The following is a 13208-nucleotide window of genomic DNA, read 5'->3' as shown; positions in this document are numbered from 1 at the left end:
AGGCCTCAGGTCAGATCCAGCCGAGCCCCCGCGCGGTGAGGGCGCGCTCTTCCAGCATCACCGGAATGCCGTCCTCCACCAGGTAGATCCGTTCGCCGTTCTCCGTGATCAGGGCCTCGGTCACCGGCCCGGTCACGGGGGTGCCGTCCTGGTAGAGCGCCTGCCCCTGCTCGACCAGCGCGTTGAGCGCGTCGAGGCGTTCCCGGGGCAGGGGCTCCACGGGGACCTTGGTGACGGGGCAGCAGAGAATCTCGAGCAGCTTGCGATCGACGGCCATGGGTAGCCTCGTTGCCTTGAAGTCCGTACGCCCATCATACCGCCTGGAGGGCGCCGGCGACGACTCTAGAAGGAATTGCTCAGCGTTTCCTTAAAGAAATCGCCCCGGTTGCCGTTGCAGGGAGCAGGGAGTGATTCCGAACCGCGGGGTCGATCGCCGGGAGCCCATGCATGGACCTGTCCGCCTTTCGTCACGACGATCTTGTCACGAGCATCGAGATCTGCGCGTTCTGCCGCCGCGACGCCGAGGCCGTCGACGGCTTCGTGGCCGGCCACGAAGCCGCCATGTGCAACGACTGCGCGGCCGTTCTCGCGGACGAGCTGGCGGATCATCAGCACGCGATCCTGCGCGAGCGCGTGCGCGCGCTGCCGTCCCCGGCCCGGCTCCACGCCTGGCTGGACCACCGCGTGGTCGGCCAGGAGCAGGCCAAGCGCGTACTGGCGGTGCAGGTCCACAATCACTACAAGCGGCTCGCCTGGCGGGGCATGCACGGCACCGACGCGGGCCCCGGCAAGTGCAACGTACTGCTCAGCGGGCCCACCGGCAGCGGCAAGACCCGGTTGCTGGAGTCCCTGGCGCGGTGCCTGGACGTGCCTTTCGCGGCGGTGGACGCCACCACGCTGACCCCGTCGGGCCATCAGGGGGCCGGCATCGAGAGCGTGATCCAGGCCCTGCTGCGGGACTGCGACTGGGATCCGGCCTGCGCCGCCCGCGGCATCGTCTACCTGGACGAGCTGGACAAGCTGGGCGGGCCGGACCCGGACGGGCGCGGGGCCGGCGTGCAGCAGACCCTCCTGCAGTGCCTCGAGGGGCGCCGGGTCGGCGTGCAGCGCCCCAACGGCCGCTGGCTGAGCGTCAGCACGCGGGACGTGCTGTTCGTCGGCGGCGGCGTGTTCGCCCGGGACGGGAGAGCCGCGGGCGGCGCGCGCCCGGGGGAGGACGACGCCCGCTGGCTGCTGCGGCAGGGCCTGATCCCGGAGCTGGTCGGCCGGTTCCCCGTCCATGTGCCCCTGGATCCCCCCGGTATCGACGTCCTCCGCCGGCTGCTCACCGAGCCGCCGGATGCCCCGGTTCGCCAGATGGAGGCGCTGCTGGCCGCGGACGGCTGCGCGCTGCAGGTCTCCGGCGCGGCACTGGAGCGGATGGCCGGCAACGCCCTGCGGCGGGGCATGGGCGCGCGCGGGCTGTTCGCGGAGGTCGAGGGCGTCCTGCGCGACGCCCTGTTCGAGGTGCCGGGACGCGCGGACGTCGAGCGCGTGAATGTGGACGTGGACGGCGACAAGGTGGCGGCCCGGCTCGTACCCCGCCGCCGCGTCTTCGCCGATTCGTCGGCAGCGTAGCCAACGACGCCGCAGGTCGCTACCATACGGGACTTTGGAACGAACAATACCCGACTCCGTCCCCATGTCAGGTGAGTCCCTATGGTTGATCCAGCTGCCGTCAATGGCTCGATTGACGACGTCAACGTCGTTACCCAGGAGTTGCTGCCCACGCCGGAGGAGGTCCACGGGCGCCTGCCGCTGAGCGCGGCGGCGCGGGAGACCGTGCTCGGCGGCCGCCGAGCGGTGCAGAACATCCTCGACCGCCGCGATCCGCGCGTTTTCCTGGTGGTCGGGCCGTGCTCCATCCACGACATGGCGGCCGCGCGTGACTACGCGCAGCGGCTCAAGGCCCTGGCCGACGAGGTGGCCGATTCCGTGCTGGTGATCATGCGCGTGTACTTCGAGAAGCCGCGCACCACCGTCGGCTGGAAGGGCTTCATCAACGATCCGCACATGGACGACTCCTTCCGCATCGACGAGGGCCTGTACAACGCCCGCCAGCTGTTGCTGGAGTGCGCCGAGATGGGACTGCCCACCGCCACCGAGGCGCTGGACCCGATTATCCCGCAGTACATCCAGGACCTCATCACCTGGACGGCCATCGGCGCGCGCACCACGGAGTCCCAGACGCACCGGGAGATGGCCAGTGGCCTGTCCACGCCGGTGGGCTTCAAGAACGGCACGGACGGCAACCTGCAGACGGCGATCAATGCCCTGCACTCCGTCGCCAACCCCCACAGCTTCCTGGGGATCAACTACCAGGGCCAGTGCTCCATCGTGCGCACCCGCGGCAACCCGTACGGCCACATCGTCTTGCGTGGCGGCGGTGGAACCCCCAACTATGACTCCGTGAGCGTTGCCCTGTGCGAAAAGGAGCTTACCGAGGGCGGGCTGCCGCGGAATATCGTCGTGGATTGCAGCCACGCCAACAGCAACAAGGACCCGGCGCTGCAGCCGCTGGTTCTCGACAATCTCGTGAATCAGATCACGGAAGGCAATCGCTCCCTTGTGGGGATGATGGTCGAGAGCAATATCGGCTGGGGGAACCAGAAGCTCACCGACGATGTCTCCGAGTTGGCCTACGGGGTCTCCATTACCGATGCCTGCATCGACTGGGAGACCACGGAGCGCTCGGTGCGGGACATGGCGTCCCGGCTGCAGGGGGTTCTCGAGCAGCGCACGGAGTAAGCAGCGGGCTTTGCGCTCGCAGCGAGGCGCTGCTATAAAGGAGCCGTCCGTGGCGGACGGCAGCATGAATGCGCGGCCCCGGAAAGGCTTTGTCACCCGGGTCGCGGAGGCGCCCCGCTCGTACGGGCAGGGAAGCCGGCCATGACACTTTGGCGGGGCGTGAACGAAGGAGGAACTGCCATGAATCAGAAAAACAGGATGCCGGTTGAGGACTTCACGCCGTACCAGGCGAGTGACGGCGAGGAGTACATGAACGCCGAGCAGCTGGAGCATTTCCGCCAGCTGTTGCTGGCGTGGAAGCGCCAGCTCCAGGAGGAGGTCGAGCGGACCGTCCATCACATGCGCGACGATGCCACCAACTATGCGGACCCGGCGGATCGTGCCACCCAGGAGGAGGAATTCGCCCTGGAGCTGCGCACGCGGGATCGCGAGCGCAAGCTGATCCGCAAGATCGATCAGACGCTCGAGGCGATCCGCCGCGAGGACTACGGCTACTGCGAGCAGTGCGGCGTGGAAATCGGGCTGCGGCGTCTCGAGGCGCGGCCGACAGCGACGCTGTGCATCGACTGCAAGACCCTGGAGGAAATCCGGGAAAAGCAGCGCGTGGCCTGACGCCGCGTCCGCCACGGTGGATGGAGCGGGCCGGAATCCTCCGGCCCGCTCCGCGACAGACGGGCGGCCACCTCGCGGTGGCCGCCCGTCTGTCGTTTCCGCGGTTGCTTCTCGCTCCAGAGGCATAATGTTATCATGTTGCAAAATCGGTTGGTTGACGCAGAACAGGTGATGACATGAATGCTCTCGTGCGCGGCCTTGCCGCAGTGGTGGCCTTGCTGCTCCCGGCCGCTGTCCAGGCGGCCATGCCGGTGACGGTCAGCGTCCCGCCCCAGGCCTACCTGGTGGAGCGCATCGGCGGCGACCGGGTGGATGTCTCGGTCATGATCGAGTCGGGGGGCTCACCGCATACCTTCTCGCTGGCGCCGCGGCGGCTGGTGGCGTTCGACGAGGCACGCGTCTACTTCAAGGTCGGGCATCCGGATTTCGCCTTCGAGCGCCGTTTCCTCCAGCACTTGGAGTCGCGGCGCGATGACGTGCAGGTGGTGGATCTTTCGCAGGGCGTCGATGTGCTGGCCATGCAGGAGCACGGCGGGCACGGCGATGATCACGCGGGGCACCACGACGGGCACGGGGCTGGCGAGCACGGCCACGAGCACGACCATGACCACGACCACGACCACGAACACCACGCGGAGCATGGGGATGAGGCTGGACACGAGGGCCATGCCCACGGCGAGACGGACCCCCACCTGTGGGTGTCGCCGGCGATCATGCGGGCTGCGGCGGGGCGTGTCGCCGAGGCCCTGATCGCGGCGGATCCGGCCGGCGAGGCACACTACCGCGACGGGCTGGAAGCGGTGCGCGCGGAGATCGACGCCCTGGACGAGGACATCCGTGACCTGCTCGGGGGCCTCGAGCGGCGGCGCTTCGTTGTCAATCATCCGGGCTGGGGGTATTTTGCCCGCGATTACGACCTGGAGCAGGTGGCCATCGAATCCGGGGGGCGCGATCCGTCGCCGTCGCAGCTTGCCGGTTTCATCGAGCAGGCGCGACAGGAGGAGGTGCAGGTGATCTTCGTCCAGCAGGGCTTCTCCGAGCGCAGCGCCCGTACCATCGCCGAGGAGATCGGCGCCGTGGTGGCGACCGCCGATCCCCTGGCCCGGGACTGGGCGGGCAACCTGCGGCGGTTCGCCGAGGCGATCCACGATGCGGAGACGCGATGAGCGGCGACGATGCCATCCTGGAAGTCCGGGGGCTGAGCTTCGGCTACGACCGCGAGCCGGTTCTCCGGGACGTGGACCTGCGCATCGGCCCGCGGGACTTCCTGGCCATCATCGGCCCCAATGGGGGCGGCAAGACGACACTGCTGCGCCTGATCCTGGGCCTGGAGACGCCCTGGCGGGGGACCATCCGCTGGCCGTCCGGCATCGCCCGCGGGGCGATCGGCTTCGTGCCGCAGTTCTCCACCTTCGACAAGAACTTCCCGCTGCGGCTGCGGGACGCCGTGCTCACCGGCCGCCTGGGCCGCGGCGGCTGGATCGGGCGCTACACGCGGGCCGATCACCGGGCCGTGGCGCACACCCTGGAGCGGCTGCACCTGGGGCGCCAGGCGGACGTGCCCGTGGCCGAGCTCTCCGGCGGGCAGCTCCAGCGCGCCCTGATCGCACGTGCCCTGGCCGGGGAGCCGGAGATCCTGTTCCTGGACGAGCCCACGGCCTCCGTGGACGTGGAGACCCGCCAGGTACTGGAATCGCTGCTCGCCGAGCTCAACCAGCGCATCCCCGTGGTGGTGATCACCCACGACATCACCAGTTTCGCCGCCCAGGTCAAGCAGATCGCCTGTGTCAACCGGCGTCTGTTCTATCACGGCTCCGGCCGCCTGAGTCACGCCGACCTGGCGGAGGCCTACGGCTGCCCCGTGGAGCTCATCGCCCACGGCGTACCGCACCGGGTGCTCCACGAGCATGCCGGCGACGAGGCGGCCGCCCATGAGTGAGCTGCTGGGCCTGTTCGACTACCAGTTCGCCCGCAATGCCCTGGCCGCAGCGCTGCTGGCGAGCGTCCTGGCGGGTACGGTGGGCACCTTCGTGGTGGTCAAGCGCCTGGTGTTCATCGCCGGCGGCATCAGCCACGCCGCCTTCGCCGGCCTGGGGTTCTGCTACTGGCTGGGCATGCCACCGTTGCTGGGCGCCGTGGTGGTGGCGGTGCTGGCGGCGCTGCTGCTGGGCGGCCTGGGCGACAGCCGCGCCCGGTCCCGGGACGCCATGATCGGGCTGCTGTGGGCCGGCGGCATGGCCGCGGGGATCGTCTTCATCCACATGACGCCCGGCTACGCCCCCAATCTCCTGGTCTACCTGTTCGGCGACATCCTGACCGTGAGCCGCCGGGACGTGGCGTTGCTGGCGGCGCTGACCGTGGTCGTCGTGGTGATCCTGGTCATGTACTACCGTCCGCTGGTGGCGGTGGCGTTCGACGAGACCTTCGCCGCCGTCCAGGGCGTGCCGGTGCGGCGCATGACCACGCTGCTGCTGGTGCTGGTGGCGCTGTCGGTGATCATGCTGATCCAGGTGGTGGGCATCGTGCTGCTCATGGCGTTGTTCACCATTCCGCCGCTCATCGCCCTGATGCTGGCGCAGCGGTTCATCCTGGTCCTGGTGGTCGCGGTGGCGGCCGGGCTGGTGACCTCAACCGGCGGGCTGGCCGGATCCTACTGGCTGGACCTGCCGTCGGGCCCGGCCATCGTGCTGTTCGGTACCGTGCTGGTGGCCGTGATCCGGGCCGTACTCTGGCTGCGCCAGCGCTGGATCGCGGAGCGGGCCGCCGACACCCCTGCCTGACGGGCGCCCCGGCCCGGGTGCCGGTCACCGGGCCGGGGCGTCGCCCCGGGCGATGGCCGCCAGCTGACTGGCCTGGTGCTCCTGCATCAACGGCCCGATCACCGGGTCGAGATCGCCCTGGAGGATGTCCTCGAGCTTGTACAGCGTCAGGTTGATCCGGTGGTCGGTCACCCGGCCCTGGGGGAAGTTGTAGGTGCGGATGCGCTCGGAGCGGTCGCCGCTTCCCACCAGGGAGCGGCGCTGGGCGGTTTCCTCGGCCTCCTGCCGGGCTCGCTGCTGTTCCATGAGGCGCGCCTGGAGAAAAGCCATGGCCCGGGCCCGGTTCTTGTGCTGGGAGCGCTCTTCCTGGCACTCCACCACGATGCCGGTGGGCAGGTGGGTCAGGCGGATGGCGGAGTCGGTCTTGTTGACATGCTGGCCGCCGGCCCCGGAGGCGCGGAAGGTGTCCACCTTGAGGTCGTTGCTGTTGAGCTCGACCTCCTCGAGCTCGTCGGCCTCGGGCATGACGGCCACGGTACACGCGGAGGTGTGGATGCGGCCCTGGGATTCCGTCTGCGGCACGCGCTGCACCCGATGGACGCCGGACTCGAACTTCAGCCGCGAGTAGACGCCCTCGCCGATGACCCGGACGATGATCTCCTTGTAGCCGCCCTGCTCGCCGTGGCTCTCGCTGACCACCTCCAGCCGCCAGCCCCGCGTCTCGGCGTAGCGGGTGTACATGCGGTAGAGGTCGCCGGCGAACAGCGCCGCCTCGTCGCCGCCGGTACCCGCACGGATTTCCAGGAAGATGTTGGCGTCATCGTTCGGGTCCTCCGGCAGGAGCAGGACCTCCAGCTCGCGCTCCAGCTCCTCCAGGCGGCGCCGTGCGGCCTCGGCCTCCTCGTCCGCCATGGCGCGGATGTCGTCATCGGCATCCGCCTGCATGGCCTCGGCCGAGGCCAGCTCGTCCTCGGCCCGGTGGTAGCGGCGGAAGGTCGCCACCAGGGTCTCCAGGCGGGCGTACTCGCGGGAGAGATCGCGGAACTGGCGCTGGTCCTGGATCACGTCCGGCTGGGCGAGCAGCTCCGAGATCTCCTCGAAGCGCTCCTGCAGCTGCTCCAGCCGTGCATGGATGGATTCTTTCACCACTGGCTCCTATCGGTCGCGATCGTCGTCGATGCCCAGCAGGAAGCGCGCGGCGTCCAGCAGATCGGCGCGGCCGGACTCGCTCGCCTCCCGCAGCCGGGCCGTGGGTTCGTGCAGCAGCCGATTGGTCAGCGTATGGGCCAGGTATTGCAGCACCTCGTCCGGGTCGTCGCCGCGGTTGAGCCGGCGCCGGGCGCGGGCGAGGACCTCGTCGCGCTGCGCGATCCCCTGGTCCCGGTAACGGCGGATGACGGGGACGGAGTCGAGGCTGCGCAGCCACTGCTGGAACCGCTCGACCTGCAGGTCGATGATCTCCTCGGCCTGGCGCGCCGCTTCCCGGCGGGAGCGCATGTTGTCGTCGATGACCTCCTGGAGATCGTCCACGGTGTACAGGTAGACGTCGTCGAGATCGCCGACCTCCGGCTCGATATCCCGCGGCACGGCGATATCCACCATGAACACCGGCCGGTGCTTGCGGCGCCGCAGGGCCCGCTCCACGCTGCCCTTGCCCAGCAGCGGCAGCTGGCTGCCGGTGGAGGCGATGACCACATCGGCGGCTTCCAGGTGCTCCGGCAACGACGCCAGGTCGATGGCCTGGCCGTTGTACTGGTCCGCCAGCTCCCGCGCCCGCTCGCGGCTGCGGTTGGCGACGATGAACTCCCGCATGCCCTGCTCGTGCAGGTGCCGTGCGGTGAGCTCGATGGTCTCGCCGGCGCCGATGAGCAGGCCGCGGTAGCCCTTCAGGTCGCCGAAGATCTGCCGCGCCAGCGTGACGGCGGCGAAGGCGACGGACACCGGGTGGGCGCCGATGCCCGTCTCCGTGCGGATCTGCTTGGACACGGCGAAGGCGTACTGGAACAGCCGGTCGAGGATCTGGCCCAGGGTGCCGGCGTTCAGGGCCTCGTTGTAGGCGGCCTTGGCCTGTCCGCCGATCTGCGGCTCGCCCAGGACCAGCGAATCCAGGCCGGGGGCGACGCGCAGCAGGTGCCGGACCGTTTCCGCGTCCTGGTGGACGTACATGTACGGGCGCAGCCAGCCGGGGTCCACCCGGTGGGATTCCGCCAGCCAGTGGAGCACGGTGTTCGCCGATGCCGCGCTGTCCAGTACGGTATAGACCTCCGTGCGGTTGCACGTGGAGATCAGCGCCGCCTCCTGGACCCCTTCGTGTGCCTGCAGCCGCGCCAGTGCCGGGGCGACGTGCTCGCTGTCGAACACCAGCCGCTCGCGTACGGCCAGCGGCGCACTCTTGTGGCTGAGTCCGAGGGTGAGCAGCGGCATGAATGGTCCGGACGTGTGCGCATGCATGAACGGCGATCGACTGACCTCTGGGCTGATGCGGTTATGATACCGCATGGGCGGGAGGTCAGCGCACCGCGTGACGGCGAACGACCCAGCACGGTCCGTTGCCGGCACGAAGGCCGCAGATTGTCGGGAATTCCCTGCGGGAATACAAGAGACGCGGCGCTGCCGTCTGTCTCGCGCCGGCTGCGGTGCGTATAGTGGTGCGGGCTGCGGATGCGCGCACGGGGGGTGACGGAGGATGCGTTCGACACAATGGTGGTGATGACACTGGCGAAGAGTCCCGCGAGGGTGTTTCCGGCCTGGATCTGTGCGGTCGCGCTGACGCTCGCCGGTTGTGCCACGGCGCCGGACGGTCCGCCGCCGCGCACGCAGGACCGGGCGGAAGTCCGGGATGTCGAGCCGGTGCCGCCGCCGGAGGACGACCTGGTGTACCAGGTGCTGGTGGCGGAGCTCGCCGGCACCGCCGGCGACGTGGAGCAGGCCCTGGCCGCCTGGCGCCGGGCCATGAGCCTCACCGACGATCCCCGCGTGGCCGAGCGCGCGACCCGCCTGGCCCTCTACGCGGAGAACGAGGACGTCGCCCTGGAAGCGGCCGAGCGCTGGGCCGAGCTGGTGGACACGGCCAGCCCGCAGCTGCACCAGATCCTCGGTTTCCTCTATCTCCGGGACGGCCGCGCCGAACCCGCCCGGCGCCATCTGCGCGAGGTGCTCACCGCCGGCGAGCGCCCGCCCGCGGAGTTGTTCCAGCGGCTGGAATCGGCCCTGGGATCGACCCGGGACAAGCGCGCGGCGCTGGAGGTCATTGCCGATCTGGTCGAGGAGCACCCGGAGCAGCCCGCCGGCTATCGGCTGCTGACCCGGCTCGCGCTGGAGGCCGGCGAGCCGGCGCGCGCGCTGGAGGCGGCGGAGGCCGGACTGGCCCTGGAGCCGCGGGACCGGGATCTCACCCGCCTGCGGGTGCAGGCGCTGCTGAGGCTGGGAGCCACCGATGAGGCCCTTGCCACCATGGAGTCCCTGGCCCGCGCGCATCCCGACGACTGGCAGCTGCGGCTGGACTATGCGCGCCGGCTGCTGGACGCCGGCCGCGGCGAGCAGGCGCTGCAAGAGTTCGAGGAGCTCCACGAGGCGCGCCCGGACAACGCCGACGCCCTCTACGCCACCGCGCTGCTGACCCTGGAGGCGGGCTATCCGGAGCAGGCACGCGAGTACTTCCTCGCCCTGGTGGAGCTCGGCGACCGGCTGGGTGCGGCGCACTATTTCCTGGGGCGCATCGCCGAGGACAGCGACCGCATCACCGAGGCCCTGCACTGGTACGGCATGGTCGAAGAAGGCGAGTACCGCTCCCAGGCGGCCCTGCGGCGCGCCGTCATCCTGGGGCAGCAGGGCCGGATGGTCCGCTCCCGCGAGGCCTTCGACAATTACCGGGCCCGTTTCCCCGAGCATGCCATCCGCGCCTACCTCCTGGAGGCGGATATGCTCCGCGACGCCGGCCAGCCCCGGGAGGCCATCCGGGTCTACGACGAGGCGCTGGCGGCCCATCCCGGGCAGACGGATCTGCTCTACGGGCGCGCGCTGATCCACGCCACCCGCGGCGAGGTGGCGGCGGCGGAAGAAGACCTGCGCCGCATCCTGGACGAGAACCCGCAGCACACGCACGCGCTCAACGCCCTGGGCTATACCCTGGTGGACAGCACCGACCGCGTCCGCGAAGGGCTCGAGCTCATCCGCCGCGCCCACGAGCAGGACCCGGACGACCCCGCCATTCTCGACAGCATGGGGTGGGCCCACTACCGGCTGGGCGAGTACGACCAGGCCGCGGGCTACCTGGAACGGGCCCACGAGCAGCAGCCGGACGGCGAGATCGCCGCCCACTTCGGCGAGGTCCTCTGGCAGATGGGCGAGCGCGAGCGGGCGCGCTCCGTATGGCGGGACGCCCTGGAGCGCGCACCGGAGCACCGGGTGCTGATCGAGACCCTGGAGCGTCTGGCGCCGGAGGTGCTGCCGGAATGATGATCCGTGGCCCGCGCATGGCGGCGCTGTTGCTCGTGCTCCTTGTGCTCGGGGGATGCGCCGCCGTGCAGGAGACCGGTCCCGACGCCCGCCGGGCCGCCTACGAGGAGCGCCGCGAGACGGTGGCGGCGCTGACCCACTGGCGGGCCGTCGGGCGGGCGGCGATTACCACGCCGGAGGACAGCGTCACCCTGAGCCTGGACTGGCGGCAGGCGGCCGACGCCTACCGGGTGGATCTGCGCGGGCCGTTCGGTGCCGGCAGCGTGCGCCTGCAGGGCAACGACCAGGGCGTGATCCTGCGCACCTCCGAGGGCACCCGCGAGCGGGCCGACGATGCCGCCAGCCTGCTGCAGCGGCACACGGGGCTGGACCTGCCGGTGGATGTCCTGCCCTGGTGGTTGCGCGGCCTGCCGTCGCCCGCGCTCGGGGTCGACGCGCTGGCGCTGGACGGCCAGGGCCGGGTGCAGCGCATGGAGCAGGCCGGCTGGGTGATCGAGTACGACGGCTACGACGCCCGCGGCGGGCCCGTGCCGCTGCCCGTGCGGCTGTCCATGGAAGGCCCCGGCGTGAGCCTGCGCGCGCACATCCGCTCCTGGGAGGTGGGCCGGGATGGCACCTGACGCCGCCCCGGGGGCGGAGACCGCCTGGCCCGCGCCCGCGAAGGTCAATCGCTTCCTGCACGTCCTGGGCCGGCGGGCGGACGGATACCACCGCCTCCAGACCGTTTTCCAGTTCCTCGACCGCTGCGATACCGTCCACCTGCGGGTGCGCGCCGACGGCATCATCCGCCGCGGCGCGGATCTGCCCGGCATCCCCGAGGCCGACGACCTGACGCTGCGGGCGGCGCGCGCCCTGCGGCGCGCCAGCGGCACGGCCCTGGGCGCCGACATCCGCGTGACCAAGGTGCTCCCGGCCGGGGGCGGCCTCGGGGGCGGCAGCTCCGATGCCGCCACGACCCTGGTGGCGCTGAACCGCCTGTGGGGATGCGGGCTGGGCGAGGACGCTCTCGCCCGCCTGGGCCTGCAGCTGGGCGCGGACGTGCCGGTCTTCGTGCGCGGGCGCGCCGCCTGGGCGGACGGCGTGGGCGAGGACCTGCAGCCCCTGGATCCGGACCCGTGCTGGTTCGTGGTGCTGGTGCCGGACTGCCGGGTGTCGACCGCGGAGGTTTTCCAGGCACCGGAATTGACAAGAAATTCGCCCCCCATCAGAATAACCGACTTTCTTGAGGGCGGCGGCCGGAACGACTGCGAGCCCGTCGTCCGGGCGCGATACGCGGGCGTTGCCCGGGCGCTGGATGCATTGTCGGCGTTCGGGCGACCGCGGCTGACCGGGACCGGCGGCTGCGTGTTCCTGGCCTGCGCCGTCGAGGCCGAGGCCCGGGCCGTCTGGGAGCATTGCCGACAGGCCGGCTGGGACGGCTTCGTGGCCCGAGGGTTGAATCATTCGCCGCTGCATCGCCAGGTGGATGCGGAGGCAGCGGGAGAGCAGACGGTTTCCTGACCACTGGGGTGTAGCCAAGCGGTAAGGCAACGGGTTTTGATCCCGTGATTCCCAGGTTCGAATCCTGGCACCCCAGCCATTCCATCCGCAGGTAAACGAACGGGTTTCAGCGTGACTGAAAACGGACACATGATGGTGTTTGCGGGCAATGCCAACCCGCAGCTCGCCAAGGCGATCAACGAGCACCTGAAAATCCGGCCGGGCTATGCGGTCGTGGGCAGCTTCAGCGACGGCGAGGTCAACGTCGAGATCGACGAGCACGTGCGCGGCAAGGACGTGTTCATCGTCCAGCCCACCTGCCAGCCCACCAACGACAACCTCATGGAACTGCTGATCATCGCCGACGCCCTGCGGCGCTCCTCCGCGGCGCGCATCACGGCGGTGATCCCGTATTACGGCTACGCCCGCCAGGACCGCCGCCCGCGCTCCCAGCGCGTGCCGATCTCCGCGAAGCTGGTGGCGGACATGATCCAGACGGCGGGCATCAACCGCGTGCTGACGCTGGATCTGCACGCCGACCAGATCCAGGGCTTTTTCAACATCCCCGTGGACAACATCTACGCCTCCCCCATCCTGCTGGGGGACATCTGGCGCCAGCTCTACCCGAACAAGGTCGTGGTCAGCCCGGACGTGGGCGGGGTGGTCCGGGCCCGGGCGCTGGCCAAGCGCCTCGGCGACGCCGATCTCGCCATCATCGACAAGCGCCGGCCCAAGGCCAACGAGTCCCAGATCATGCATATCATCGGCGATGTCCGCGGCAAGACCGCCATCATCGTCGACGACATCGTCGATACCGCCGGCACCCTGTGCCAGGCAGCCGGTGCCCTCAAGGAGCACGGCGCCGAACGGGTGCTGGCGTACATCACCCACCCGGTGCTGTCGGGCAAGGCCATCGACAAGATCAGCGCCTCGTCGCTGGACGAGCTGGTGGTGACCGATTCCATCCCGCTCAGCGAGGAAGCAGAGGCCTGCCCGCAGATCCGGCAGGTGAGCATCGCCGAGCTGCTGGCGGAGAGCATCCGCCGCATCAGCAACGACGAGTCGGTGAGCGAGCTGTTCGTGGAGTAGCACGCGAACAGGCGTGGGAGCGGG

13 protein-coding genes and 1 tRNA gene are annotated in these 13208 nt (G+C 70.2%); 11 read left to right on the top strand and 3 right to left on the bottom strand.

Going from position 1 to position 13208, the window contains the following annotated elements; genetic code table 11:
- Positions 1-10: 10 nt before the first annotated feature.
- Positions 11-277 (bottom strand): Trm112 family protein, encoded by a 267-nt coding sequence (locus QWY84_RS00240; RefSeq protein ID WP_290200367.1) that lies wholly within the window; start codon positions 275-277, stop codon positions 11-13.
- Positions 278-447: 170 nt separating this feature from the next.
- Here QWY84_RS00240 and QWY84_RS00235 point away from each other — a divergent pair, with 170 nt between their 5' ends.
- The 6 genes from QWY84_RS00235 (at position 448) to QWY84_RS00210 (ending at position 6179) form a co-directional block, all read left to right on the top strand.
- Entirely contained in the window at positions 448-1617 is a 1170-nt protein-coding gene (locus tag QWY84_RS00235; protein ID WP_290200366.1) for an AAA family ATPase, read from the top strand.
- An 81-nt stretch (positions 1618-1698) separates the two neighbouring features.
- Positions 1699-2787, top strand: a complete 1089-nt coding sequence (locus QWY84_RS00230; protein ID WP_290200365.1) for a 3-deoxy-7-phosphoheptulonate synthase — start codon at positions 1699-1701, stop codon at positions 2785-2787.
- A 180-nt stretch (positions 2788-2967) separates the two neighbouring features.
- Positions 2968-3399 carry an RNA polymerase-binding protein DksA gene (dksA, locus tag QWY84_RS00225; protein ID WP_290200364.1) on the top strand — a complete coding sequence of 144 codons (432 nt, stop codon included), beginning with the start codon at positions 2968-2970 and terminating at the stop codon, positions 3397-3399.
- Between the two features lie 176 nt (positions 3400-3575).
- Positions 3576-4565, top strand: a complete 990-nt coding sequence (locus QWY84_RS00220) for a metal ABC transporter solute-binding protein, Zn/Mn family (protein ID WP_290200363.1) — start codon at positions 3576-3578, stop codon at positions 4563-4565.
- Entirely contained in the window at positions 4562-5338 is a 777-nt protein-coding gene (locus QWY84_RS00215; protein ID WP_290200362.1) for a metal ABC transporter ATP-binding protein, read from the top strand. The genes QWY84_RS00220 and QWY84_RS00215 overlap by 4 nt, the downstream gene beginning before the upstream one ends.
- Positions 5331-6179, top strand: coding sequence for a metal ABC transporter permease (locus tag QWY84_RS00210; protein WP_290200361.1), 849 nt, complete (start codon positions 5331-5333; stop codon positions 6177-6179). The genes QWY84_RS00215 and QWY84_RS00210 overlap by 8 nt, the downstream gene beginning before the upstream one ends.
- 24 nt (positions 6180-6203) lie before the next feature.
- Here QWY84_RS00210 and prfA read toward each other — a convergent pair whose 3' ends face one another.
- Together prfA and hemA are read right to left on the bottom strand one after the other, a co-directional pair.
- On the bottom strand, positions 6204-7304 hold the full coding sequence (prfA, locus tag QWY84_RS00205; protein WP_290200359.1) for a peptide chain release factor 1: 1101 nt from the start codon (positions 7302-7304) through the stop codon (positions 6204-6206).
- 9 nt (positions 7305-7313) lie between these two features.
- Positions 7314-8582, bottom strand: a complete 1269-nt coding sequence (gene hemA, locus QWY84_RS00200) for a glutamyl-tRNA reductase (RefSeq protein ID WP_290200357.1) — start codon at positions 8580-8582, stop codon at positions 7314-7316.
- A gap of 276 nt (positions 8583-8858) precedes the next feature.
- Here hemA and QWY84_RS00195 point away from each other — a divergent pair, with 276 nt between their 5' ends.
- From QWY84_RS00195 to QWY84_RS00175, 5 genes are all read left to right on the top strand, one after another.
- A complete protein-coding gene (locus tag QWY84_RS00195; protein WP_290200356.1) occupies positions 8859-10616 on the top strand; it encodes a tetratricopeptide repeat protein in 1758 nt (585 codons plus the stop codon).
- Positions 10613-11236, top strand: a complete 624-nt coding sequence (gene lolB / locus QWY84_RS00190) for a lipoprotein insertase outer membrane protein LolB (RefSeq protein WP_290200355.1) — start codon at positions 10613-10615, stop codon at positions 11234-11236. The genes QWY84_RS00195 and lolB overlap by 4 nt, the downstream gene beginning before the upstream one ends.
- Complete coding sequence (gene ispE, locus QWY84_RS00185) at positions 11226-12116, top strand: 4-(cytidine 5'-diphospho)-2-C-methyl-D-erythritol kinase (RefSeq protein WP_290200354.1); 891 nt, start codon at positions 11226-11228, stop codon at positions 12114-12116. The genes lolB and ispE overlap by 11 nt, the downstream gene beginning before the upstream one ends.
- Before the next feature lie 4 nt (positions 12117-12120).
- A tRNA-Gln gene (locus tag QWY84_RS00180) sits at positions 12121-12195 on the top strand.
- A gap of 50 nt (positions 12196-12245) precedes the next feature.
- Positions 12246-13184, top strand: coding sequence for a ribose-phosphate diphosphokinase (locus QWY84_RS00175; RefSeq protein WP_290202652.1), 939 nt, complete (start codon positions 12246-12248; stop codon positions 13182-13184).
- Positions 13185-13208 lie beyond the last annotated feature (24 nt).

It is taken from the genome of Aquisalimonas lutea (assembly GCF_030409225.1).
GTDB lineage: Bacteria > Pseudomonadota > Gammaproteobacteria > Nitrococcales > Aquisalimonadaceae > Aquisalimonas > Aquisalimonas lutea.
The sequence above is the reverse complement of the archived record's forward strand: the minus strand, read 5'-3'. Positions and strand labels throughout refer to the sequence as shown.